Here is a 23,128-nt window from a genome sequence, read left to right as displayed (position 1 = left end):
ATTACAATCTCTCCTCCTTGATTTTGTCCACAACTGAAGGGTCCAATAATGTGGAAGTATCTCCTAAATTATTGATATCGCCTTCTGCTATTTTTCGCAAAATCCGGCGCATGATTTTCCCTGAACGTGTCTTAGGTAAGCCTGTTACAAATTGAATTTTATCAGGTCTAGCAATAGCTCCAATAATTTGACTTACCGTAGCCGCTATATCCTTTCTGGCCATAACAGGATCCATGGGTGTCGAAGCCATGATGACATAGGCATATATACCTTGCCCTTTGATATCATGCGGATATCCCACTACGGCAGATTCAATCACATCAGTAAACATATTGATGGCATTTTCTACTTCAGCCGTTCCAATACGATGTCCTGAAATGTTCATTACATCATCTACACGGCCTGTAATACGGTAATAACCATCCTCATCGCGCATACATCCATCTCCTGTAAAATACAGATTTTCGTAGGTGGCAAAATAGTTAGTCCGACAACGCTCATGGTCACCATAAGTAGTTCTCAAGATTCCAGGCCAAGGAAATTTAATGCATAAATTTCCTGAAACGCCATTTCCTGTAATTTCATCCCCTTTTTCATCCACCAAAATAGGCTGAACTCCTGGTAAAGGAAGCGTCGCATAACAAGGTTTAGTTGGGGTTATATTAGCCAATGGAGATATCAAAATACCCCCAGTTTCTGTTTGCCACCAAGTATCAACAATCGGACATTTTCCTTTTCCTATGTGTTCATTGTACCAATTCCAAGCCTCCTCATTAATGGGTTCTCCCACAGATCCCAATACCCTTAAACTACTCAAATTCTTGTCTTTGACATAGTCTAAACCAAATTGCATCAAAGAACGTATGGCCGTAGGTGCTGTGTACAGAATATTGACATCATGTTTATCAACAATATCCCAAAAACGACCTGCATCTGGGAAAGTGGGTATCCCTTCAAAAATCAAACTAGTGGCTCCTTGAATCAATGGGCCATACACAATGTAAGAATGTCCTGTAATCCAGCCAATATCCGCCGTACAGAAATACATTTCCCCCGGTTGATATTGAAATATATTTTGGAAAGTATAAGCTGTAAATACCATGTAGCCTCCACAGGTATGTACCACGCCCTTGGGCTTACCCGTTGAACCAGAAGTATATAGAATAAATAATGGGTCCTCCGCATCCATCTCCTCGGCAGGACAATCCGTCAAGCCTAAACTGCGCATACGATCCATCTCTGAGTGCCAAAAAAGGTCACGACCCTTAATCATACTAACAGCCGACTTAGACCGCTCTAGTACAATGACTTTTTTCACGCATGGACAAGAGATAATAGCTTCATCCATGATGTGTTTCAAGAATATCTCTTTATTTCCTCTGTGTGAACCATCTGCAGTAACAACCATGGAGCACTGAGCATCTTGAATACGGTCCGCAATGGATTGGGCAGAAAATCCACCAAAAACCACAGAATGTATAGCCCCAATACGCGCACAAGCTAAAACAGCAATGGCCAATTCAGGCACCATAGGCATGTATAAACAAATCCTATCCCCTTTCTTCGCTCCATTTTGTTTCAAAACATGGGCAAAGGTGCATACTTCTTGGTGCAGTTGGCGGTAAGTATATGTTTTATTCGCCTCATTGGGATCGTTTGACTCCCAAACAATGGCAGGTTGATCTGCTTTATCAAGCAAATGGCGATCTAAGCAGTTTTCAGTAATGTTCAATGTAGCCCCTTGATACCACTCTATTTTAGGCTCTTTGAAATTCCAATCCAGTACTTTATTCCATTTTTTCTTCCAAACAAAATTCTCGGCAATTTCACCCCAAAAACCCTCTGGATTTTCGACACTATATTGGTACGCTTTTTCGTATTCTTCAAAATTTTCTACTTGTAGTTTCATGCGGATTTTGTTTTTAATCTATAATTCATACTCGCTTTGTAAGGCATAAAGTCCAAATACACACATCCCCCCTGTGATGATTGGGGACAATATAAACGTGTAAATAATTGCTGGAACTAAACTCTCCATGTCTCCTTTCGCAAACAAAGGAATAGCTTGTTCAACAATCAAAAAATAAGCTGCAGCAATACCCAAAAGAATCCAAATGGCTCCTGCTATACGTCTAATGTTATTCATCTTAATCGTTGATCTCCCGATCTTTACCGTTAATGTATAATAATCCAATCACAAAACAGACCCCACCTATGATGATAGGATACCATAAACCCTCCAAATAGGGTTTAGCATAAGGCAGGCTTTGTCCTGCTGCTGCCGCAACTTCATTCGCGGTATTCGCCTTGGCAGCCAAATAAGTAGCCACCGCTGGAAGTAATCCCCCGAAAATTCCATTACCAATGTGGTAAGGTAATGACATTGATGTATAGCGAATAGCCGTTGGAAACATTTCAACCAAAAAGGCGGCAATAGGTCCGTACACCATGGTAACGTAGAGTACTTGTATAAAAACCAATAAAATCAACAACCAAAATGCTTGTTGGCCTACATGAACTGTTTTTTTCACTACTGCCTTTTCTCTTTGTACTGATGGCAAATGAGATACTTTCTCGGTCCTTTCTTCCAATAATTGTGAACCATCCGTATAACTGTAAATGGTACGAGTAACTTTTGATAAAGTAACCGTTCCATCCATCATATGGTAATCTGTTCTGGATTGACGAGAATTAGGTTTCTCTGTTTTCTGATTGACGTCAGCTAATTCATACATAGCCTGATAAATCGGTCTGTAGGTAGAAATAGCGATTAACATACCGGCTAACATTATGCCTTTACGACCAATCTTGTCGGATAACCATCCGAAAAAGATAAAGAATCCTGTCCCAGCAGCTAAGGAAATAGCAATGATGTAATTGCTTTGTTCAAATTCAATATTCGCTACTTTTTGTAAAAAGGAAAGCGCATAAAATTGACCAGTATACCACACCACTCCTTGCCCCATGGTGGCACCAAAAAGCGCTAAAAGGACAAATTTAAAATTCAATTTCTTTCCAAAGGATTCTTTCAAAGGGTTAGCTACAATCTTGCCCTCATGTTTCGCTTGAGCAAACAACGGAGATTCATCCATATTTTTACGGATGAAATAAGAAATACCAACCATCACAATGGAAATCAAAAATGGTATACGCCAGCCCCAATCATTGAAGGCTTCCAAACTCATGGATTTTTTCGTAGCTAAAATAACCAACAAGGATATGAATAATCCCAAGGATGCCGTGGTTTGAATCCAAGCCGTTCTTAATCCTCTTTTATTAGGTTCAGCATGTTCAGCTACATAAGTAGCAGCCCCACCATACTCACCTCCTAATGCCAATCCTTGCAATAAACGTAAGGTTAAGACTAAAATGGGGGCTAAAAAGCCAATGCTTGAATAAGATGGAATTAAACCAATGGCAAAAGTGGAAAATCCCATAATTAAGAGGGTTACCAAAAAGGTATACTTCCTACCTAATAAATCGCCTAAACGACCAAAGAAAAGTGCGCCAAATGGACGAACAACAAAACCTGCAGCAAAGGTGGCCAGAGTAGATAAAAAGGCGGCTGTGGGATTATCAGAAGGAAAAAATTTGGTGGCAATAATGACGGATAAACTACCAAAAATATAGAAATCGTACCATTCAATCAATGTCCCTACGGAAGAGGCGGCAATCACTTTACGCAATTTCTTTCCATCAAAGCCTTCGCTTATTTCATTCTGTAACATAGTTGTATTCATAGGTTAAATTCATGCCTTATCTTCTCCTCATTCCTTCTTCAGACACAAAAATCTAAATTACTGATAATTTCATTATTTTTAGAAATCTTTAGACAATAGAATTTAAAAAATCACACAATACCATTTAGCCATGAAAAAAATCATATTTCTCTTTTACCTTATTGGGATATGCATTCTCAGTACAAATCAAATTACAGCTCAAAATTTATTAAGAAGTACACCAGAGGCTGAAGGTGTTTCTTCCGAGGCCATTGGACAGTTCATTGATTCCTTTGATGCCAAAAAGCATGAATTGCATTCTGTAATGATACTTCGTCACGGTAAAGTCATTGCAGAAGGATGGTGGAAACCTTATGCAGCTAATTTGAAACACAGTATGTATTCGGTGTCTAAAAGCTGGACATCCACTGCCATTGGTTTTGCTGTTGCCGAGAAAAGAATTCAAGTGAGTGATAAGGTCATGAAGTATTTTCCAGAATACCAAGACTTAGCCAATAAGCCCTATATCGCTGATTTAAGCATTCAAAACCTATTAACCATGTCAGTTGGACATGAAGTAGAACCTTTACGCGGCGTAGTGGCTACGCAAAATGATTGGGTCAAAGGTTTTCTTTCTGCCAGTATAGCTCACCAACCAGGTACAAAATTCCTGTACAATACTTTAGCTACCTACATGCTTTCGGCTATTATTCAAAAAGTTACCGGACAGAAAGTGGTGGATTACCTAGGCCCTCGGCTTTTCAAGCCACTGGGAATACAAGGAGTGGACTGGGAAGTTGACCCTAAAGGTATCAATACCGGCGGCTGGGGAATTCGGGTAAAAACAGAAGATATGGCCAAGTTAGGTCAACTTTATCTTCAACATGGAAAATGGAAGGGTAAACAAATTTTACCTGCTGACTGGGTTACAGAAGCTACTTCCAAGCATATTGATCAAGATCCTTCAGCTAGTGCCGAGAAAAAAGCCAATTCCGACTGGCTACAAGGCTATGGTTATCAGTTTTGGCGCTGCAGAAATGGGGCCTTTAGAGCCGACGGAGCCTATGGACAATACATTGTGATGATGCCTGAACAGGATGCTGTGGTGGTCATCACTTCCGAATCTCATGAATTGCAAGATGATTTAAACATGGTATGGAAACATTTACTTCCTGCCTTTGAGAAAAAAGCTTTGGCACCTAATCCTCTTGCGCAGAAACAGTTAAAATCGAAGCTTAGTCAATTACAATTAAAAGCTCTTGTTCAAGAAAAAGCCATTTCATCATCCATTTGGAATAATCCAACAATACACTTAGAGAAAAATGCGCTGAATGTAGAACAAATTGGATTTCAGTTTGAAGGTGAAAAATTAACCCTAACATTAACAGACAATAAGCAACAAAAGCACTATTTACCAGCTGGGCATGGAACATGGGCTATGACCAGTACAGAAATGCCTGGTCCCTATTTATTGCGAGCAGCTAAAGCCAATTTAGAAGGTCAATCCCCCTTTAAAGTAGCGTCGAGTTACCGTTGGATAAATCAAAATACGATGGAAATATCCTTACGCTTTTTTGAAAGTCCACACCATTGGGTTTGGATTTGTCAGCTAGAAAATGGCCAATTAAACATGGAGATTAAAAATTCCTTTGATCGACTGAATACAATCAAAGTCAGCGGTAAAGTGAAACTTTAACCTACGTAATCCCCTACTCGTCGCAAAATAGGGAGTGCCGTATAAGAATATTGAAAACTTTTTCTAACATTGTACAATAGCAAACATATTGCATCTTAAGATTTCATTTAAATCATATATCTATGTCAACTCATTTACCAAAAAACTCATCTCGTCGTCAATTTTTACTTTCGGGATCCTTGGCCACGATGGGCCTATTTTTGGCAGGAAAAGCGAATGCTTCTTCTTTACTTTTAGCCGCTAAACCAGATTCAAAATTTGCTGGTGTACAAATCGGAGCTATTACTTATTCATACCGCAGTTTACCAGGTAGCATTGAGCAAGTATTGCAATATTGCATCGACAGTAATATTTCTGCCATTGAATTGATGGGCGATGCTGCTGAGGATTTTGCTGGAAAGCCTAAAAATCCAAATCCAAGACCAATGATGGGTCCTCCAGCTCCTGGCCAACCACGTCCACAAATGACGGATGAGCAAAGAGCTAAAATGGCTGCTTATCAAAAAGAGGTAGCAGAATGGAGAGCATCTGTTTCAATGGACAAGTTCAAGGAAGTGAAACAAATGTTTGATAAGGCTGGAATTAGCATTTATGCATTCAAACCAAATGCTTTAGGAGCAAACAATACCGATGCTGAGGTAGAATATGCATTAAAAGCGGGTAAAGCTTTAGGTGCAAAATCAGTAACGATAGAATTACCAACTGATCCTGCTCAATCGCAGCGTTTAGGTGATTTGGGTGCCAAACATAAAATGTACATTGGATATCACCTACATTTGACAGCTACGGATACAGCTTGGGATGTTGCTTTGGCTCAGTCGCCATACAACTCCATGAACTTAGATTGTGGTCACTACATTGCAGCAGGTGGAAATAACACTACGGCTAGTCTTTTGAAATTAATCGAATCAAAAGCGGACCGTATTACTTCCATGCACATTAAGGACAGAAAGAATAAGGAGAATGGAGGTCAAAACCAAGTTTGGGGCCAAGGAAATACTCCTTTGAAAGAAATTCTTACTTTGATGAAGGAGAAAAAATACAAATTCCCTGCTACTATCGAATTAGAATATGATATCCCTACAGGTTCTGATCCCGTATCAGAAGTTAAGAAATGTGTTGCTTATGCAAAAAACATTTTGGTAGGATAATTTAATAATCTGGCATAAAAAATGCCAGATTATTAAATTATAAATGGTGAATGGTAAATTATACTATTTCATTTCGCTATTATTAACAATCATTGAATTAAATAGGTGGATAAAGCGAAAGTTTTGTTCACCTATTTTTTTAATTTAAAATTAGTGAAAATCACTTTAACCTAGCTGATTATCGTCAATTCACCTTCTACAATTCACCATTTACCATTTACAACTTACAATTACATTTTAATTTGCTTCAGCATCTCAATCAAATCCCCTGCTACCAAACTGGATTTAGAATAAGTACTAGTATATAAATCCCCAGCTAGGCCGTGATAATAGACTCCTAAGCAAGCTGCCAAACTAGGCGGATAAGATTGTGCAACTAATGCAGCAATGATACCAGCCAATACATCGCCACTTCCGGCGGTTGCCATACCATCATTTCCCGTACTATTCATACATACTTTGCCATCTGAAGTAAACACATGGGAATTCTTTCCTTTGACTACCAATTGAACTGGATAATGTTGGACAAATTTTTTCGCCTCTTCCAAAGCCGATTCAGCATCAACTGTTTTACCTACTAGCCGACTTAATTCTCCTAAATGAGGTGTCAGTATATGACTCTCCCCTAGCAAAGCATACCATTCAGGATGTTGCGCTAGTAAAGTCAAACCATCTGCATCAATCACCATTGGGGTTTTAACATGTTCCAATAAATAATGAAGCTCTTCTGCAGAAGACTCACTCAAACCCACACCAGGACCAAAAACTATGGCCGAATTCTCTTCCTGCCAAGGCAAATTCTCCAACATTGACTTCCCTTCATTGATTTGATACATCAACTCTGGGCTATTGGCTAAAAGAGGAATTAGCCCTTCTTTTGGAATTATGGCCGTAACTAAACCACAACCAGACCGTAAGGCTGCTCTGGAGCATAATATGGAGGCGCCTAAAGTTCCTTCGCTTCCAGCAATGACCCAAACATGACCAAAGCTTCGCTTGTGACCATCCAATGCTCTTTCCTTACGGTGACTTTGCACCCAATCTTCTTGCAGGACTGTTACCATTTTTATTCTATTTTATCGTCAAATAATAAAATTTATAGCCAAATTTGCAATTCTACTAATCGAGAAGTACTATTGTAACAAACTGATACAATAAAGAATTTTATACACATGAAAAGAATCTTACAACTAGCTGCAGGCTGCCTTTTCAGCCTATCCCTGTTGACCATGCATGCACAAGGACCCAAAAACACTTATGGTATCGATGTACAAGTTAAAACCAAAAACGGAACCGTTGAAGGGGAACTTGACACTCGATCTAAAATCGTTAGTTTCAAAGGTATTCCATTTGCCCAAGCTCCAGTTGGAGATTTACGCTGGAAAGCTCCTCAAGAACCTAAATCTTGGAATGGAGTATTGCAAGCTAAGCAATTTGGCCCGAAAGCCGTACAAACTCCGATCTTTGGTGATATGGGTTTCCGTAGCAATGGCATGAGCGAGGACTGTTTGTACCTAAACGTTTGGACACCTAAAGTGGAATCAGGAGCCAAATTACCTGTATTGGTTTATTTTTATGGTGGTGGTTTTATGGCTGGTGATGGATCTGAGCCTCGCTATGATGGAGAATCCATGGCAAAAAAAGGGGTGGTTTCTGTCACCATTAATTACCGATTGAATCTTTTTGGATTCTTTTCCCATCCTGAATTAACGAAAGAGTCACCTAATAAAGCATCGGGTAACTATGGCTATATGGACATGGTCGCCGCATTAAAATGGGTGAAAGCAAACATTGCTCAATTTGGCGGTGATCCTAATCATGTGACTATTGCAGGTGAGTCAGCAGGCTCTATTGCCGTTTCTGCACAAATGGCTTCACCTTTAGCCAAAGGTTTATTCCAAGGAGCCATCGGTGAAAGTGGGGGTTGGTTAAGTAATACCTTAGCACCTATGAGCTTACAAGATTCTGAAAAATTTGGAGCTGATTGGGCGAAAAAAATTGGGGCCACTTCCTTGAAAGAATTAAGAGCTATGTCAACCTATGAATTATATCAAAAAATGGTTGATTCTAAGACCTTAAGCTTCCCTGGGAATATTGATGGCTATTTTATGCCAAAGACCGTACGTGAGATTTTTGAGGCTGGAGAGCAATCCCAAGTGCCTTTATTGGTTGGTTGGAATTCAGAAGAAATGAATTATCGTGCCATCACCAAAGGAAAAGCCGCTACTCCTGAAGTTTTCAAAGAAGTAGTTAAAGAATTGTACAAAGACAAGGCTGATCAAATTTTACAATTATACCCTGCCAATTCAGCGGAAGAAGCGGAGCAATCTGCCACCGACTTAGCGGGAGATCGTTTCTTGGGTTTCTCGACTTGGAAATGGTTTGATCTACATCGTAGACATAGCCAACAACCCGTATTTCGTTATTATTTCGCTCGTCCTAGACCAGATATGGCTCAAAAAGACGTAGAAGCAGCTTTAGCGGGTGGAGTAGTAAAAAGAGACCCGAATGCCCCTAAAGCTCCAAAACCCAAGGGTGCTGTACACTCTGCTGAAATTGAATATGCCTTAGGTAATTTATCGACAAATTTAACCTATGCTTGGACTCCAGAAGATTATAAAGTATCTCAAGTTATGCAGGAATACTTTGCCAATTTCATTAAAAACTGGAACCCGAATGGAGGAAATTTAGCCAATTGGCCAGCTGCCAAAATTGAAGCTAAACCAGAATTGATGCTTTTAGACGTAGAATCTAAAGTTATTCGTGGCGAAAAAGATGCCCGATATGAATTTTTAGATCAAGATTCAGGTAAAAAATAAATTGCTTATTTTTACCTAATCTAACGTAAACCTATCACATGCAATCGAACATATTTCACACGGCCATACTTTCTTACGGAATGTCTGGCCGTGTTTTTCATGCCCCATTTCTAGCGACTCATCCTGGATTTCATTTAGTAGGATGCTTGGAAAGATCTCAAAAAAACATACAAGCTCGTTATCCTGAAGTGGCAAGCTATGATTCTTTGGAAGAGGTCTTAGCCAATGATCAAATCCAACTGGTGGTTGTCAATACCCCCATTGCTACACACTTTGAATATACCTTAAAGTGCCTAGAAGCTGGGAAACATGTCTTAGTAGAAAAGTGTTTTACCCGCACGGCTGAGGAAGCAATTCTATTAAAAGCTGCCATGGAAAAAGCTGGAAAGCAATTATTTGTCTTCCAAAACCGTCGCTGGGATTCTGACTTCTTAACCGTTAAAAAAGTGAAAGAATCAGGTATTTTGGGTGAATTGGTGGAAGCAGAATTCCATTACGATCGTTTTGACGGAAATCTTTCTTACAAAGCCCATAAAGAAATTGCCGGAGTTGGTGTTGGCGTAGTTACCGATTTAGGTCCGCACATCATCGATCAAGCCATTTCCTTGTTTGGTATGCCAGAACGCGTATTTGCTGATTTGCGTAAAACAAGAAAAAACACGCAAGTCGACGATTACTTTGAAATTCTATTGTATTACCCAGATTTGCGGGTAAGATTAAAGGCGGGTTATTTCGTCAAATTGCCGGTGCCTTCTTTTCAATTACACGGGAAGCAAGGTAGTTTTTTAAAGAATAGATCTGATCGACAAGAGGCTGACTTACAACTAGCTATATTGCCTAATACACCTAACTGGGGTGAGGATTCAGAAAAGGATTTTGGCCAAATTTGGGTAGACGGAGAAGAAAGCCCACGGGCCATTCCATCAGAAACTGGTAATTACATGGCCTTTTTTGAAAATGTTTACCAAAGCCTATTAGGGAACGAAAAGCCAGCCGTATCTGTTGAGGATGGAATTCGTAGTATGCGCATTGTAGATGCGGCCTATGAAAGTAATCGTCAACAAGCTATCATCTCCATTCAATAACCTTATGGCAACTGCTTCCGATACCCAGAGATTATTCCAACAATTTGAGCCTGAATTACTCAAAAAAGTACAGCAAGTTGGTGCGGTACGCAAGTTTAAAGCGGAGGAATATTTAATGCAAACCGGACAACAAATCCGTTCGGCAGTATTGGTATTGGATGGGGTTGTTAAAGTATTTCGAGAAGACGATGACGGAAATGAAGTCTTCATGTACAACCTTCACCCAGGAGAAGCTTGTGCTATTTCCATGACTTGTGCTGCTCGACAATTATCCAGTCAAATCATGGCCAAGGCCTTAGTCGATACGGAAGTTTTAGTCATCCCGGTAGAATTAATGGATGAATGGGCCCTAAAATACCGTTCTTGGTATCAATTTGTCTTAGAAACCTATCGTGCTCGTTTTGAAGAATTATTGGATACGCTGGACCATATTGCCTTCCGAAATCTGGATGAACGCCTACTTTGGTATCTAAAACAGCACCAGAAGAGTTTAAAAAGCAATTTCATCAAAACGTCTTTTACAGATATCGCATTGGAGCTAAATTCTTCTCGTGAAGTCATATCTCGCTTAATGAAAAAACTAGCCGAAAAAGGGCATGTTAAATTACATAAGAATGAAGTGGAGATTCTAAATTTAAAAATGTAATTAGGTGTTAGGGGTTAGGTATTAGGGTTTAGGTATTAGAGTTTAAGTATAAATAGATACCAAAATAGCCTTTAATAGAACATTTAATAAACACTATTAACTAATCTCTAACAACTCTAATAACTAATTCCTAATCACCAATAACTATTTTTCTCTCTTGTGATAAAAATCACGAATTAGGCAGAATAAATGCTAGACATTTGTATCAACAAAAATGAAAAGCACAACATGGAAATAATCGGATACTTTGCCTCTTTGCTGATTGGAATCTCTTTGGGACTCATAGGTGGAGGTGGATCCATTTTGACCGTACCTGTATTGGTGTATTTATTTGGCATCAATCCCATATTAGCTACGGCATATTCCCTTTTTATAGTAGGAGCAAGTAGTTTGGTAGGGGCTTTCCCAAAATACCAACAAGGTTTAGTTAATCTAAGAACAGCCATTATTTTTGGTATTCCTTCTATCATTTCTGTTTATGCTACACGAAAATTCATTGTACCATTAATCCCTACTGATTTATTCCAAATCGGAGATTTGATGATAACCAAATCCATTTTAATGATGGTCCTATTTGCCATATTGATGGTTGCAGCTTCTATTTCGATGATTCGTGGAACCTGTGAAAACTGTGGAAAAGAGGGTGCTGAAGACCAAGAAATCAAAGCACAAGCATTCAATTACCCAATTATATTGTTGGAAGGTTCTGTCGTGGGATTATTAACTGGATTAGTAGGTGCTGGCGGTGGTTTCTTAATCATTCCTGCTTTAGTAGTACTTTCCAAATTACCTATGAAACAGGCCGTAGGTACCTCACTACTTATCATAGCCATGAAATCGCTCATAGGTTTCACGGGAGATTTGGGGCATCAAACCATTGATTGGACCTTATTGATGACCATTACAGCTTTGGCTATGGCGGGAATTTTCATTGGAGATAAATTCAGCAAAAACGTAGATAACGATAAATTAAAAAGAGGTTTTGGCTGGTTCGTACTCGTAATGGGACTTTATATCTTAATTCAACAATTAGCATTTCCTTTAAAATAAGCACAAACTACCTTAAAACAACGCATTAACAACATACTATTGAAGAATATGAAAGTAGAACAAATTTATACTGGATGTTTAGCACAAGGTGCCTATTACATTGAAAACAATGGCGAAGCAGCTATCATTGATCCTTTGCGCGAAGTAGAACCCTATATCCAAAAGGCGGAGCGTAATGGAGCTAAAATCAAATACGTATTTGAGACACACTTTCATGCTGACTTCGTTTCCGGACACATTGATTTATCAGCTAAAACAGGTGCCCCTATTGTTTATGGTCCCAATGCTGCTTGTGCATTTGATTGCATTTCAGCTACGGACGGACAAGAGTTTCCATTAGGAAAAGCAACCATCCGTGTCATTCACACGCCTGGTCATACTATGGAAAGTACCTGTTTCTTGTTGATCGATGAGCATGGTAAAGAAACAAGTTTATTCTCAGGTGATACCTTGTTTATCGGAGATGTTGGTCGTCCGGATTTGGCACAAAAAGTAAAAGCTGAATTAACTGAAGATATTTTAGCTGGACATTTATATGATTCCTTACGTAACAAAATCATGCCATTAGCTGACGATATCATCGTGTATCCAGCACATGGAGCAGGCTCCGCCTGTGGTAAAAACATGAGCAAGGAAACCACGGATACCTTGGGTAATCAGAAAAAAACCAATTATGCTTTGAATCCCAATTTGACTAGAGAAGAATTCAAAAAAGAAGTTCTAACAGGTTTGGTTGCCCCTCCATCCTACTTCCCATTGAACGTATTGATGAATATTCAAGGCTATGACAGCATTGATAAAGTATTAGAAAGAGGTCAGCACGCCTTATCGCCAGAAGCTTTTGAAGTGGCTGCCAATGAAACGGGAGCACTAATTTTGGATACACGTGATCCTCAAACATTTACGAAAGGATTTGTACCCAATTCCATCAACATTGGAATCGATGGTTCATTTGCTCCTTGGGTAGGTGCCATGATTCCTGACATCAAACAAGAAATTTTATTAATCACAGATGAAGGTCGTGAGGAAGAAGTGATTACTCGGTTAGCTCGTGTAGGTTACGACTTCACCATTGGATACTTGAAGGGTGGATTTGAGGCTTGGAAATCAGCTGGTAAAGAAGTAGATAGTATTGAATCCATTTCAGCAGAGGAAGTTGCCAAGCGTTTTGCCGCAGGTGAAGGTGAAATCTTGGACGTACGTAAGAATTCAGAATTCTTAAGTGAGCATGTGAAGGAAGCTGAAAATGCCCCATTGGACTTCATCAATGATAGTATGTTGAAAATTGACAAGAACAAAACCTATTTTGTGCATTGTGCAGGAGGTTACCGTTCTATGATTTTCAATTCTACTTTAAGAGCACGTGGATTTCACAACTTAATTGATGTCAATGGTGGTTTCAAATCCATCAAAGAATCGGAAAAATTTCATATCACGGACTATGTTTGTCCATCAACTTTATTGTAATCATGAACATGCAAGATTTAATCAGCAACCCGAAAACTAGTATAGTGGATGTGCGTGAAGTCGGGGAATTCATGCAAGGCCATTATGAAGGAGCCATCAATATTCCATTAGGAACTATTCCCAACCAATTGGAAAAATTCAAAGCCATGGACGGCCCCATCATTGTGTATTGTCGCAGTGGCAACCGCTCTGGATTAGCTCAAACCATGCTTAAGCAGATGGGTTATCAGGAAGTCTACAATGGAGGTGCATTACAAGATATGTTGGTTTATTCTAACAACTAATCCTATGTGGAACACACTCAGACAACCGTGGGATCTTATGCGCTTGGCTCGCCTTTTAATGGGTGGCTATGCCATGTTTGAAGCCATTAAAACGCAAGAACTATTTTTAGGTTTGTTAGCTGGAATTTTATTGATCCAGGCTTTATTTAATATAGGTTGTGGAGCTCAGGGATGTGGTATCCCTACTAAAACGAAGAAATCATCTTCCATAAATAACGAAGAAACAACATATGAAGAAGTTCATTCAAAACCATAAATTAGCTCTGATTGGCACCTTTTTGGGTGGAATTGCGGGATATTTTTATTGGCAACAAATTGGATGCAGTACGGGTACTTGTCCGCTGACTTCCAAGCCATTGAATAGTACCTTGTATTTTGCCTTTCTAGGTTATATTTTTAGTGGATTTTTCAGTAATAAAAAAACAGCAAACAGTTAATAGTGATTAGGGATTAGGGTTTATGGATTAGTAATATTAATAGACACATTCTTCAAATTAATTCAGGACAAGCCACTTATAAGTAATAACTAACAACTAATAACGAATAGCTAATAATTGCTTACCATACTCAAACAATGATAGAAACAATTTCACAACCATGGCCCTGGTACGTGGCGGGAGCCTTGATAGGTTTAATCGTACCTGCTTTATTGCTATTGGGCAATAAACACTTTGGCATATCGTCTAACTTAAGGCATATTTGCGCGGCTTGTTTTCCAAGTAATATTCCCTTTTTCAAATACGATTGGAAAAAAGAATCTTGGAATTTATTTTTTGTAGGAGGAATATTGATTGGTGGATTTTTATCTGCTCAATATTTAGGTTCCAATGAACCTGTGGTTGTCCACCCAGATTTAGCAAAAGAATTAGCCACTTACGGGATAGATGATTATTCGGGTTTAGTTCCTGTACAGTTATTTTCCTTTGACAACTTATTTACAGCCAAAGGCATTATCATGATGATTGGTGGAGGATTCTTAGTGGGCTTCGGAACGCGTTATGCGGGAGGATGTACATCGGGTCATGCCATCATGGGCTTAAGCAATTTGCAATGGCCTTCTTTAGTTGCCACTATCTGTTTCATGGTAGGAGGATTCGTCATGGCCAATTTCATTTTACCTTACATTCTTAGCTTATAATCATCATGGAAAATAAAAATTTAGTACATAGCGACCCAATGGATTATGAAGTAAGATCATTGGATACCATGTGTATCAATGAATCCGAATTAAAGCACCCTTGGTGGTATAATTTCAAGTATTTAGCCGTAGGATTGATTTTCGGAATAGTATTCGTCAAAGCGGAGATCATTTCTTGGTTTAGAATTCAGGAAATGTTTCGTTTGCAAAGCTTTCACATGTATGGTGTCATTGGAACTGCGGTAGTGGTAGGAGCCATTTCAGTGTTTTTAATTAAGCAATTGAAAATCAAAACCATTCATGGAGAAGACATTACATTCAGTGACAAGAAATTCAATAAAGGCCAGATTTATGGAGGATTGATGTTCGGCTTTGGCTGGGCTATCACTGGGGCTTGTCCTGGTCCTCTTTTTGCTCAATTGGGCACGGGAGTATTATCCATATCTGTGGTGATCTTAAGCGCCATTGCTGGCACGTGGACCTATGGATACTTACGCGATAAACTACCGCATTAATACCCATATAGTTCAAATTGATATAAAGACCATTACCGAAAGGTGGTGGTCTTTTTTTTATCATTTATCAAAATCGGAAAGGAAATTGTAAATGATGAATTATAAATTTTGAATCCTTTCATCCTAATAACTAATACCTAAAAAGGTTAATCTCAACGAAAGATTGAACCGTAGCTTGAGCGAAGCGCAAGGCGGATATTTGACATTGCGCAAAGGCCGTGTGTGTTGGCGTCAAAGATTAAAGCCGTAAGCGGAGAGACAATCTGTTCTGCGTAGCAGAATTCGTCTTAGGATTAACCGTATTCCTACCGTTTTTTTTGTTTCTTATTTTATAAAAAAAGAAAGACCATATGAATTAAATCTTCGACAAAGCTATTTTTAGGACTATTTCTTGTTGTTTTAACAATAACACGATGTTTCAGCAAATACTTGGGATTTTCTTTTTTTGGACAAAAAAAGAAACAAAAAAACTTCTTTTTTGTCGTTCAGCCAAGGCGAATTCCGCTTCGCGGAACCGTGATTCACTCCGCTATCGCCTATACTTTTGACGCCGACGCACATTGCCTATGCTGAGGTCAAAACCTCGTCTACCGCTGCGTTCATCACATTTCGCAGGGCTACACGAAGGTGTTTTCTATAAAAATTCTACATTGAACGGTTAGTTGGAACGCAGCTTGATGAATTGTTAATGATAAATTATGAATTATAAATGTTGGAGCATTTCATTCTAATAACAAATAACTAACAACTAATATTAAATCTTCAATTATCTAAAAGAATAATCCACACCTGTAACCTGACTCAACAAAGACTGTGGACCATCCAGAATTTTAGCATCATGACGTAAACTAGGCGTCACTGGTGAGAATTTAGCTAGATACTCTTTCATCATACTATGTAATGTATAGTCCGTATTCTTGGCTTCTTTTACCCCTTTCATGCGACAAAGCATATCTTCAGGGTCTCCGTCGCGTTCACATGCACACAATACATATGATTTCTCTAGCTCTAAGGGGGCCCCTCCAATAATAACTTTTTGAACCCGATGCCCTACTCGCTCAAATGCTTTAAACTCAACCTGCATTCCCTTAAAACGAATAAGCCATCCCCCAAAACGTAATGACGCATCCTGAGCAAAGACATTCTGCAATTCCTTTTCTAACCAATTCATGATTTGTTGACCTGTCGCTTTCGCCGTCCGAATCGGGGAATCCACAGGTAACATATCAAATAAATAGCCTTCGGTAATTGCTACTTTCCCATCCTTTCCAGCTACGCGTGGCGGACAAAAACGGAAACCATTGGATAAAACCACATCCGCATTTACTTTCCATTTCAATGCATCTACAATCAGTGTATCAATGGTATTTTCAACGACAAAGTTGCGATACAATGGCAAGGTACTGTAACCTAAAACTTGGTCAATTTGGGATTTCCACGGTGCTTCTAAGTCTTTTACTAAGTTTAAAATCTCCTTTTTAGCAGGATATTTCATAGGATCAACTTCCACTAATTCATAGGTAGAACCGGTCACTTTCCCATCTTTGACCTGAATATCTAATTTTCCAATAAAAGAACCAAAAGCTCCAGGTTCCACAATTTTCGTATAAGCAGCTTGAATGGGTTTTCGTACTCGCTCATGCGTATCCGCCCCAAAAATATAATCAACACCCTCACAATGCGGGTTATTTCCTAAGGCAATTTGCTGGGAGAGACCTAAGTGAGATAAAATGATGACAAAATCACATTGCTCTTGTTCGCGTAAAATTGCGACGTATTCTTTTAGATTTTCTTCTGGTTTGGTATATAAAATACCCTTACTATACATAGGGGATTGTCGAAGCGGTACCAAAGGATCCGTGTAACCTAAGAAACCAATTTTAACCCCTAAACGATGCATAATTTGATAGGGTTGAAAGATCAATTCACCTTTCTTACCATCAGCTACATCGTGGTACATATTAGCACAAATTTTTGGAGCTAAAAGTCCACCCAAAAGCTTTTGCATGTTTTTCTTGTAATACACTACTTCCCAGTTACCCGGTAAGTATAAATCATAGTCCATGGCATTCAATAAAGGAACAAAAGCCTGGCCTGTTGTTTTCACCGATAACATGGAGCCTTGAAACATATCCCCCGTATCCAAAGTAATCGTATTCTCGGGATTCGCCTGCTTCATACGATCTAAGGCCGTAGCCATATGTGCATATCCCCCTGTTTTCCGAAAAACAAGCTCTTCTTTCTCCCAAAACAACTCATCATGGGCATGCAATTGACAATGCACATCCGTTGTTTGTAAAATGGTAATATGGCCTGAACTCGGCTTGACAGCATTGGAATGGGCAAATGCACCTTTTACTTCCGAGGAAGCTATAGGCGTTAAGGCAGCCACACTACCAAGTAAACCGCCTTGTAAAAATTTCCTTCTAGAGTTCATAGGTTTAGCTTTTTGATTTTCTGTGTTTTTTGATCCAATCCGAAATAGGTTTATATGGTCCAAATTTATGTTGGGATTCTGGGAAAGAATCCGCGTAAGGACCAAATGGATGATCAAAAGGCTTAGCTGCCATTTCTGGCCAATCTTTGGATAAATCTTTTTCTGGTCTAGGCATGGAATTGATATATGCCGCCACATCCCATGCCTCTTCATCCGTCAATTGAGCTTTTTCATACGTGGTACCCAAAGGCATATTGTATTTCACAAAACCAGCTAAATTGGATATTCGAAATAAACCCGCTCCTTGATTATAACTATGAACTCCCCAAAGTGGTGGATAAGTATAGGATTTTCCACCTTCAGCCAATACTCCTTCCCCATTAGCCTGATGACAAGATTGACATTTGGCATCATAGACTAATTTACCTTTATCTGGATCAGAAGCTCGTTTCAGGTATTTCAATTTGAATATTCCCGAACCTTTGGGCTTAACATCTTTGGCTATATCCTGACCAAGCCAAGTAATATAAGCCAATATGGCCAGCATTTCTTTACTTGTCGAGTCTAACTTCATTCCATTTAAACTTCTCTCAAAACAATCATTAACCCGTTTGATTTGGTTTTCCACTGTCCCAGAGCGTGCCCTAAACTTAGGATAGGTGGATTCCACAGCAAAATAATTATTTCCCCAAGGTTGAGAACCCGCCTTCAAATGACAATTTTGGCAATTCATGCCATTTGACATAGCCTTTACTGATCCTTTGGGGCCCAAATAATCGGAAGTATGTGCAATCAATTCCCGCCCATAAACAACCAATTCTTTTTGCGAAGGACTTAAATACATCATGCGCCAGTCGGATGGAGCAGTCCACACATGGGTAAAATTGGAATCAGGTTGAATAAATACAGCGCTAGAATCCGATTGAGCTAAGGCATTTTTCTTTGAATCTAACTGTCCAAAAAACAAATATGCCATCAATCCGAGTAAAAGGACTAGCAAGACATACAACAATCGAATAAAATTATCCAGGGTATTCTTTGGGGTATTGGTTTTCATGTTGAATAAGGGTGGTAAATCATTCAAATTTAGTCGCTCTATTTACCTGATGTAGTGACAAATATCACGAATTGCTAGGCTTGAATCTCATAATATTACATATAATTTAAAACAAAAACCACATGAGAATTCACCATCAAATTATCATCATTGGTGGAGGTAATGCAGGCATATCTGTAGCCAGTCAGCTACTACGTCAGAATTCCTCATTAGACATCGCCTTGATTGATGCTGCGGAAAAACATTATTACCAGCCTGCATGGACTTTGGTAGGCGGTGGTGTGTATGATATTCAAAAGACGGTTCGTGATGAAGCTTCTGTCATGCCCAATAAGGTCCATTGGATCAAAGCCATGGTAACGGAGGTTCAAGCTGAAAAAAACAAACTAGAACTGAGCAGTGGGGAATCCATTTACTACGATTACCTGGTGGTGAGTCCGGGTATTCAGTTAAATTGGTCTGCCATCAAAGGCCTGAAAGAAAGCCTAGGTAAAAATGGGGTTTGTTCTAATTATAGCTTTGAAACGGCTCCATATACTTGGGAATGCGTTCAAGCACTACCGAAAGGAGGAAAAGCAATTTTCACTAATCCACCTACCCCCACTAAATGCGGTGGTGCTCCCCAAAAGGTCATGTACCTCTCTTCGGATTATTTCAAAAAGCATCATAAACATGCAGATGTTCAATTTTGGAGTGGAGGAACTCGGGTATTTGGTGTGGAGAAATACGAAAAAACCTTGAAGCAAGTCATACATCGCTATGGCATCAAAACTCAATTCTTTGTCCAATTAGTCGAGATAGATGGGCCAGCCCAAAAAGCCAAATTCGTTGGAATAGGTGACACAAATAAAAACCAAGAATATTGGGTAGATTACGACATGATCCATGTGACTCCACATCAATCAGCACCTGATTTTATCCAAAAAAGCAGTTTAGCTAATGCGACTGGTTGGGTAGAAGTGGACAAACATAGCTTGCAACATGTTCGTTTCCCCAATGTATTTTCTTGCGGTGACGTTGCCGGCATACCAGTCTCAAGAACGGGAGCAGCTATACGAAAACAAGCGCCTGTTTTGGTAGCTAACTTATTATCCATGATGAAAGGAGAAACATTAAAAGCTTCTTACAATGGATATTCATCTTGTCCCATTATAACAGGATACGGGAAATTAGTCTTAGCGGAATTTGATTACAACAATGTACCTACAGAAACTTTCCCATTTGATCAATCTAAAGAAAGGTGGTCAATGTATCAATTGAAAACCAAAATATTACCTTGGTTGTATTGGAATGAAATTTTACCGGGTAAAATGTAAAAAGCTGGAAGCCTTTTATGCCCCCAGCTCTTTGCAAACAAATTAGGTGATTAGGGCTTTAAATAAGACCAACCTGCTTCTTGCTTTAAAACAACTTCAGCTACACCAGAAGGAACAAAGCCCGACTGTGGCAATAGGGTCGCTTTATCAATTTTATTCATGCGGATGGTATTTTCACAAGCAACAAATGAAACTCCTTTAGCCGCTAATTCAGCGATTTTAGCTTTTTGAGTCGTTTTTGAGTCTATTAACAAACCAATACCAGAACCATGAGCCACTACTTCAATGGAAGTATTTGGCCCCAAGGCAGTTTGTAGATTACCGATATTACGTACCACACCATGCCATGCAGTGGTATCCGAAGTATTCACCTGAATCACAATTTTATGAGCAGGTGACTGCGCTAGGGCATGAAAGCTCAGTAATAGCGCAAAGACAGAAGTGACAACAATTTTTTTCATAGTTTTAAATTTTTCCCAAAGTAAGCAATCTATACATGAAAGCAAATTGGAATAATCGATATGATTCAAAAGAATATCAATATGGCCTAGAGCCCAATGATTTCTTTAAAAAGCAAATTCAACTATTAGCGGCAGGTCGAATGCTCGTTCCAGCAGCAGGCGAAGGCCGAGACGCAGTATTTGCTGCGCAATTAGGTTGGGAGACTCATGCCTTTGATAGTAGTGACAGTGCACAAGGAAAAGCTAATAAACTAGCAGGTGAACGATCTGTCAATTTGCATTATGAATGCATCGATGCAGCTAGCGTGCGTTATCCTTTAGAATCCTTTGATGTAATCGCATTGGTCTATTTCCATCAAATGCCTATGGAAAGATATAAATTTCATCAGCAATGCATCAAATGGTTAAAACCAGGGGGTAAAATTATTTTGGAAGGATTTCATAAAAAACAATTAGGCCTAGCATCCGGTGGTCCTAAAATCCTAGATATGTTGTTTGATAAGGAGGAATTAAGCCTAGATTTTGAAGGATTAAGAATTGAATCCATGGAGGAAAAAGAATGTATCCTGAATGAAGGGCCCTTGCACCAAGGTAAAGCTTTTGTTATTGATTTAGTGGCAACTAAGCCTATAGCTTAATCTGAGTTTAAGAGACAATTGTCACGCCAAATGGCTGACAGCAAGCTTACCTTTGTATTATAAATCAGCAAAAATATGTTAGAATTTCTTAAAAATTTATTGGGTTTTGGTCCAAAAGTAGATTTAGCAACTTTAATCAAAGCGGGTGCAAAAATCGTGGATGTGCGAACACCGGCAGAATATCAACAAGGCCACGTAAAAGGCTCTTTGAATTTACCTTTACAGACATTGCCAAACAATCTTAGTAAATTGAAAAAAGAAGATATTATTATCACTTGCTGTGCTTCAGGTATGCGAAGTGGTGCCGCCAAACGCTTGTTGAAATCATATGGATTCCAACATGTACACAATGGTGGAACTTGGAAGTCATTAGAATAGTTTAGTCTTTATAAAAGTCAAAATTATGAGCAATTTTTCAGAATTATTGAAATCGGAACAGCCTGTGTTGGTCGACTTTTCAGCGGAATGGTGTGGCCCTTGCAAGCAGCTGAAGCCTATTTTGGAACAAGTTAAAGCCAAAATTGGGGATAGTGCAAAAATCATTAAGGTGGATGTAGACAAAAACCGAAAAACAGCCGAGAAATTTCAGATTCGTTCTGTACCCACCATGATCTTATTCAAAAATGGGAAATCAGTCTGGCGACAATCGGGTGTTATTCCAGCAAATACATTGGTGGGAATTATACAGCAGTATAGCTAATTTTCAGTTATTAGTTATTAGTGTTTAGAAATAAAGAAAAAGCTAATCACTAATCACTAACAACTAACAACTTATATTTTTCACATAGAAAATATTTAATATATGAAAGCTTTCCTCCTCTCTTTACTAATCGCTCTAACTATTTTTTCATGCTCCAAGCCTTCCGAAAATGGATTACAAGATGTGAGTGCTAGTGAATTCCAAAAGGCCATTCAAAGCAATGCATCCCAACAAGTTTTGGATGTGAGAACTCCCGATGAATTTGTAGGTGGGCATATCCAAGGAGCTATTTCAGCCGATATTAGTTCTGGGGCATTTCAAGAAGTTGCTGGATCTTTAGATAAAGATAAAGCAGTATATGTCTATTGTCTGTCTGGGGGTAGATCTTCGCAAGCAGCCCAACTTTTAGTTTCCATGGGTTTCAAAGAGGTGTATAATTTAGGTGGTGGAATCTTAGCTTGGAATGCCGCCAGCTTACCATTATCAAGGGAAGAGGGAGCTACTAGCCAGCAAGCAGGAATGACATTGGCTGCATTTGAAACACAAATTAAGGGAAAGAAAAAGGTTATTATTGATTACAATGCTACTTGGTGTGGACCTTGCAAAACATTGAGCCCCATCTTAGAAGCTTATGTTAAAGATCAAAAAGGAGCAGTTGAATTGATTAAAATCGATGTGGATGAAAATCCCGAATTAGCCAAAGCCAAGAACATCGAAGCCATCCCTTATTTAGAATTATACCAAGACGGGAAATTAATCTGGAAAAACGTAGGCTTGATTGGAAGAGAAGAACTTAATAAATTATAGGTTATAGATTATAGGTTATAAATTGTGAATGCCTGAATGACGTTGACCGTTTTGTGTCACTTATACTTGATTCATATTCAAGTATTTTAGGTATTTAGCTTATAGCTTGATTTAAATTTAGTAGTTTTTTTTCAAATGCAAT

Annotated in this window: 24 protein-coding genes; 17 read left to right on the top strand and 7 right to left on the bottom strand. The window is 39.0% G+C overall.

Annotated elements, in window-relative coordinates:
• Position 1: 1 nt before the first annotated feature.
• From acs to G9H60_RS12375, 3 genes are read right to left on the bottom strand one after another with little or no spacing between them, the layout of a single operon-like run.
• The gene (gene acs, locus G9H60_RS12385) at positions 2-1,909 is read right to left on the bottom strand and encodes an acetate--CoA ligase (protein WP_223144370.1); all 1,908 of its coding nucleotides are present in this window, start codon (positions 1,907-1,909) and stop codon (positions 2-4) included.
• An 18-nt stretch (positions 1,910-1,927) separates the two neighbouring features.
• Positions 1,928-2,146 (bottom strand): DUF6814 family protein, encoded by a 219-nt coding sequence (locus G9H60_RS12380; RefSeq protein ID WP_223144369.1) that lies wholly within the window; start codon positions 2,144-2,146, stop codon positions 1,928-1,930.
• A gap of 1 nt (position 2,147) precedes the next feature.
• Positions 2,148-3,740, bottom strand: a complete 1,593-nt coding sequence (locus tag G9H60_RS12375) for an MFS transporter (protein ID WP_394369788.1) — start codon at positions 3,738-3,740, stop codon at positions 2,148-2,150.
• Between the two features lie 130 nt (positions 3,741-3,870).
• Here G9H60_RS12375 and G9H60_RS12370 point away from each other — a divergent pair, with 130 nt between their 5' ends.
• A complete protein-coding gene (locus tag G9H60_RS12370) occupies positions 3,871-5,415 on the top strand; it encodes a serine hydrolase domain-containing protein (protein WP_223144368.1) in 1,545 nt (514 codons plus the stop codon).
• Positions 5,416-5,537: 122 nt separating this feature from the next.
• Positions 5,538-6,566 (top strand): sugar phosphate isomerase/epimerase family protein, encoded by a 1,029-nt coding sequence (locus G9H60_RS12365; RefSeq protein ID WP_223144367.1) that lies wholly within the window; start codon positions 5,538-5,540, stop codon positions 6,564-6,566.
• Between the two features lie 230 nt (positions 6,567-6,796).
• Here the strand turns inward: G9H60_RS12365 and G9H60_RS12360 are convergent, their stop codons facing one another.
• Entirely contained in the window at positions 6,797-7,630 is an 834-nt protein-coding gene (locus G9H60_RS12360; protein ID WP_223144366.1) for an NAD(P)H-hydrate dehydratase, read from the bottom strand.
• A gap of 108 nt (positions 7,631-7,738) precedes the next feature.
• Here G9H60_RS12360 and G9H60_RS12355 point away from each other — a divergent pair, with 108 nt between their 5' ends.
• From G9H60_RS12355 to G9H60_RS12310, 10 genes are all read left to right on the top strand, one after another.
• On the top strand, positions 7,739-9,385 hold the full coding sequence (locus tag G9H60_RS12355; protein ID WP_223144365.1) for a carboxylesterase/lipase family protein: 1,647 nt from the start codon (positions 7,739-7,741) through the stop codon (positions 9,383-9,385).
• A 38-nt stretch (positions 9,386-9,423) separates the two neighbouring features.
• Positions 9,424-10,470 carry a Gfo/Idh/MocA family oxidoreductase gene (locus tag G9H60_RS12350; protein WP_223144364.1) on the top strand — a complete coding sequence of 349 codons (1,047 nt, stop codon included), beginning with the start codon at positions 9,424-9,426 and terminating at the stop codon, positions 10,468-10,470.
• Positions 10,471-10,474: 4 nt separating this feature from the next.
• Entirely contained in the window at positions 10,475-11,116 is a 642-nt protein-coding gene (locus tag G9H60_RS12345; RefSeq protein WP_223144363.1) for a Crp/Fnr family transcriptional regulator, read from the top strand.
• Positions 11,117-11,344: 228 nt separating this feature from the next.
• Positions 11,345-12,166: a sulfite exporter TauE/SafE family protein gene (locus G9H60_RS12340; protein ID WP_223144362.1), complete on the top strand. Its 822-nt coding sequence runs from the start codon at positions 11,345-11,347 to the stop codon at positions 12,164-12,166.
• A 48-nt stretch (positions 12,167-12,214) separates the two neighbouring features.
• Entirely contained in the window at positions 12,215-13,633 is a 1,419-nt protein-coding gene (locus G9H60_RS12335; RefSeq protein WP_223144361.1) for an MBL fold metallo-hydrolase, read from the top strand.
• Between the two features lie 2 nt (positions 13,634-13,635).
• Positions 13,636-13,917 (top strand): rhodanese-like domain-containing protein, encoded by a 282-nt coding sequence (locus G9H60_RS12330; protein WP_223144360.1) that lies wholly within the window; start codon positions 13,636-13,638, stop codon positions 13,915-13,917.
• Between the two features lie 4 nt (positions 13,918-13,921).
• Positions 13,922-14,173 carry a hypothetical protein gene (locus G9H60_RS12325; protein WP_223144359.1) on the top strand — a complete coding sequence of 84 codons (252 nt, stop codon included), beginning with the start codon at positions 13,922-13,924 and terminating at the stop codon, positions 14,171-14,173.
• Positions 14,148-14,354 (top strand): DUF6132 family protein, encoded by a 207-nt coding sequence (locus G9H60_RS12320; RefSeq protein ID WP_223144358.1) that lies wholly within the window; start codon positions 14,148-14,150, stop codon positions 14,352-14,354. The genes G9H60_RS12325 and G9H60_RS12320 overlap by 26 nt, the downstream gene beginning before the upstream one ends.
• Positions 14,355-14,491: 137 nt before the next feature.
• Positions 14,492-15,055 carry a YeeE/YedE family protein gene (locus G9H60_RS12315; RefSeq protein ID WP_223144357.1) on the top strand — a complete coding sequence of 188 codons (564 nt, stop codon included), beginning with the start codon at positions 14,492-14,494 and terminating at the stop codon, positions 15,053-15,055.
• 5 nt (positions 15,056-15,060) lie between these two features.
• On the top strand, positions 15,061-15,570 hold the full coding sequence (locus G9H60_RS12310; RefSeq protein ID WP_223144356.1) for a DUF6691 family protein: 510 nt from the start codon (positions 15,061-15,063) through the stop codon (positions 15,568-15,570).
• Positions 15,571-16,336: 766 nt separating this feature from the next.
• Here G9H60_RS12310 and G9H60_RS12305 read toward each other — a convergent pair.
• The gene (locus tag G9H60_RS12305; protein WP_223144355.1) at positions 16,337-18,007 is read right to left on the bottom strand and encodes a bifunctional metallophosphatase/5'-nucleotidase; all 1,671 of its coding nucleotides are present in this window, start codon (positions 18,005-18,007) and stop codon (positions 16,337-16,339) included.
• Positions 18,008-18,011: 4 nt separating this feature from the next.
• Positions 18,012-19,064 carry a c-type cytochrome gene (locus G9H60_RS12300; protein WP_223144354.1) on the bottom strand — a complete coding sequence of 351 codons (1,053 nt, stop codon included), beginning with the start codon at positions 19,062-19,064 and terminating at the stop codon, positions 18,012-18,014.
• Positions 19,065-19,186: 122 nt separating this feature from the next.
• Here G9H60_RS12300 and G9H60_RS12295 point away from each other — a divergent pair, with 122 nt between their 5' ends.
• Entirely contained in the window at positions 19,187-20,380 is a 1,194-nt protein-coding gene (locus tag G9H60_RS12295) for an NAD(P)/FAD-dependent oxidoreductase (RefSeq protein ID WP_223144353.1), read from the top strand.
• A gap of 50 nt (positions 20,381-20,430) precedes the next feature.
• Here the strand turns inward: G9H60_RS12295 and G9H60_RS12290 are convergent, their stop codons facing one another.
• Positions 20,431-20,841: a DsrE family protein gene (locus G9H60_RS12290; protein ID WP_223144352.1), complete on the bottom strand. Its 411-nt coding sequence runs from the start codon at positions 20,839-20,841 to the stop codon at positions 20,431-20,433.
• 35 nt (positions 20,842-20,876) lie between these two features.
• Between G9H60_RS12290 and G9H60_RS12285 the strand changes: the two genes are divergently transcribed.
• The 4 genes from G9H60_RS12285 (at position 20,877) to G9H60_RS12270 (ending at position 22,986) form a co-directional block, all read left to right on the top strand.
• Positions 20,877-21,479, top strand: a complete 603-nt coding sequence (locus G9H60_RS12285) for a class I SAM-dependent methyltransferase (RefSeq protein ID WP_223144351.1) — start codon at positions 20,877-20,879, stop codon at positions 21,477-21,479.
• 75 nt (positions 21,480-21,554) lie between these two features.
• Positions 21,555-21,857 (top strand): rhodanese-like domain-containing protein, encoded by a 303-nt coding sequence (locus G9H60_RS12280; RefSeq protein ID WP_223144350.1) that lies wholly within the window; start codon positions 21,555-21,557, stop codon positions 21,855-21,857.
• Between the two features lie 25 nt (positions 21,858-21,882).
• Positions 21,883-22,179, top strand: a complete 297-nt coding sequence (gene trxA / locus G9H60_RS12275) for a thioredoxin (RefSeq protein ID WP_109322621.1) — start codon at positions 21,883-21,885, stop codon at positions 22,177-22,179.
• Positions 22,180-22,281: 102 nt separating this feature from the next.
• On the top strand, positions 22,282-22,986 hold the full coding sequence (locus tag G9H60_RS12270; protein ID WP_223144349.1) for a thioredoxin domain-containing protein: 705 nt from the start codon (positions 22,282-22,284) through the stop codon (positions 22,984-22,986).
• Positions 22,987-23,128: the final 142 nt, after the last annotated feature.

This window comes from Aquirufa aurantiipilula (assembly GCF_019923745.1).
GTDB classification, from domain to species: Bacteria; Bacteroidota; Bacteroidia; order Cytophagales; family Spirosomataceae; genus Aquirufa; species Aquirufa aurantiipilula.
The sequence above is the reverse complement of the archived record's forward strand: the minus strand, read 5'-3'. Positions and strand labels throughout refer to the sequence as shown.

Bases quoted from the DNA above. Each gene is read 5' to 3' on its own strand.
- acs (WP_223144370.1), bottom strand. From the start codon at position 1,909: ATGAAACTACAAGTAGAAAATTTTGAAGAATACGAAAAAGCGTACCAA.
- G9H60_RS12380 (WP_223144369.1), bottom strand. From the start codon at position 2,146: ATGAATAACATTAGACGTATAGCAGGAGCCATTTGGATTCTTTTGGGT.
- G9H60_RS12375 (WP_394369788.1), bottom strand. From the start codon at position 3,740: ATGAATACAACTATGTTACAGAATGAAATAAGCGAAGGCTTTGATGGA.
- G9H60_RS12370 (WP_223144368.1), top strand. From the start codon at position 3,871: ATGAAAAAAATCATATTTCTCTTTTACCTTATTGGGATATGCATTCTC.
- G9H60_RS12365 (WP_223144367.1), top strand. From the start codon at position 5,538: ATGTCAACTCATTTACCAAAAAACTCATCTCGTCGTCAATTTTTACTT.
- G9H60_RS12360 (WP_223144366.1), bottom strand. From the start codon at position 7,630: ATGGTAACAGTCCTGCAAGAAGATTGGGTGCAAAGTCACCGTAAGGAA.
- G9H60_RS12355 (WP_223144365.1), top strand. From the start codon at position 7,739: ATGAAAAGAATCTTACAACTAGCTGCAGGCTGCCTTTTCAGCCTATCC.
- G9H60_RS12350 (WP_223144364.1), top strand. From the start codon at position 9,424: ATGCAATCGAACATATTTCACACGGCCATACTTTCTTACGGAATGTCT.
- G9H60_RS12345 (WP_223144363.1), top strand. From the start codon at position 10,475: ATGGCAACTGCTTCCGATACCCAGAGATTATTCCAACAATTTGAGCCT.
- G9H60_RS12340 (WP_223144362.1), top strand. From the start codon at position 11,345: ATGGAAATAATCGGATACTTTGCCTCTTTGCTGATTGGAATCTCTTTG.
- G9H60_RS12335 (WP_223144361.1), top strand. From the start codon at position 12,215: ATGAAAGTAGAACAAATTTATACTGGATGTTTAGCACAAGGTGCCTAT.
- G9H60_RS12330 (WP_223144360.1), top strand. From the start codon at position 13,636: ATGAACATGCAAGATTTAATCAGCAACCCGAAAACTAGTATAGTGGAT.
- G9H60_RS12325 (WP_223144359.1), top strand. From the start codon at position 13,922: ATGTGGAACACACTCAGACAACCGTGGGATCTTATGCGCTTGGCTCGC.
- G9H60_RS12320 (WP_223144358.1), top strand. From the start codon at position 14,148: ATGAAGAAGTTCATTCAAAACCATAAATTAGCTCTGATTGGCACCTTT.
- G9H60_RS12315 (WP_223144357.1), top strand. From the start codon at position 14,492: ATGATAGAAACAATTTCACAACCATGGCCCTGGTACGTGGCGGGAGCC.
- G9H60_RS12310 (WP_223144356.1), top strand. From the start codon at position 15,061: ATGGAAAATAAAAATTTAGTACATAGCGACCCAATGGATTATGAAGTA.
- G9H60_RS12305 (WP_223144355.1), bottom strand. From the start codon at position 18,007: ATGAACTCTAGAAGGAAATTTTTACAAGGCGGTTTACTTGGTAGTGTG.
- G9H60_RS12300 (WP_223144354.1), bottom strand. From the start codon at position 19,064: ATGAAAACCAATACCCCAAAGAATACCCTGGATAATTTTATTCGATTG.
- G9H60_RS12295 (WP_223144353.1), top strand. From the start codon at position 19,187: ATGAGAATTCACCATCAAATTATCATCATTGGTGGAGGTAATGCAGGC.
- G9H60_RS12290 (WP_223144352.1), bottom strand. From the start codon at position 20,841: ATGAAAAAAATTGTTGTCACTTCTGTCTTTGCGCTATTACTGAGCTTT.
- G9H60_RS12285 (WP_223144351.1), top strand. From the start codon at position 20,877: ATGAAAGCAAATTGGAATAATCGATATGATTCAAAAGAATATCAATAT.
- G9H60_RS12280 (WP_223144350.1), top strand. From the start codon at position 21,555: ATGTTAGAATTTCTTAAAAATTTATTGGGTTTTGGTCCAAAAGTAGAT.
- trxA (WP_109322621.1), top strand. From the start codon at position 21,883: ATGAGCAATTTTTCAGAATTATTGAAATCGGAACAGCCTGTGTTGGTC.
- G9H60_RS12270 (WP_223144349.1), top strand. From the start codon at position 22,282: ATGAAAGCTTTCCTCCTCTCTTTACTAATCGCTCTAACTATTTTTTCA.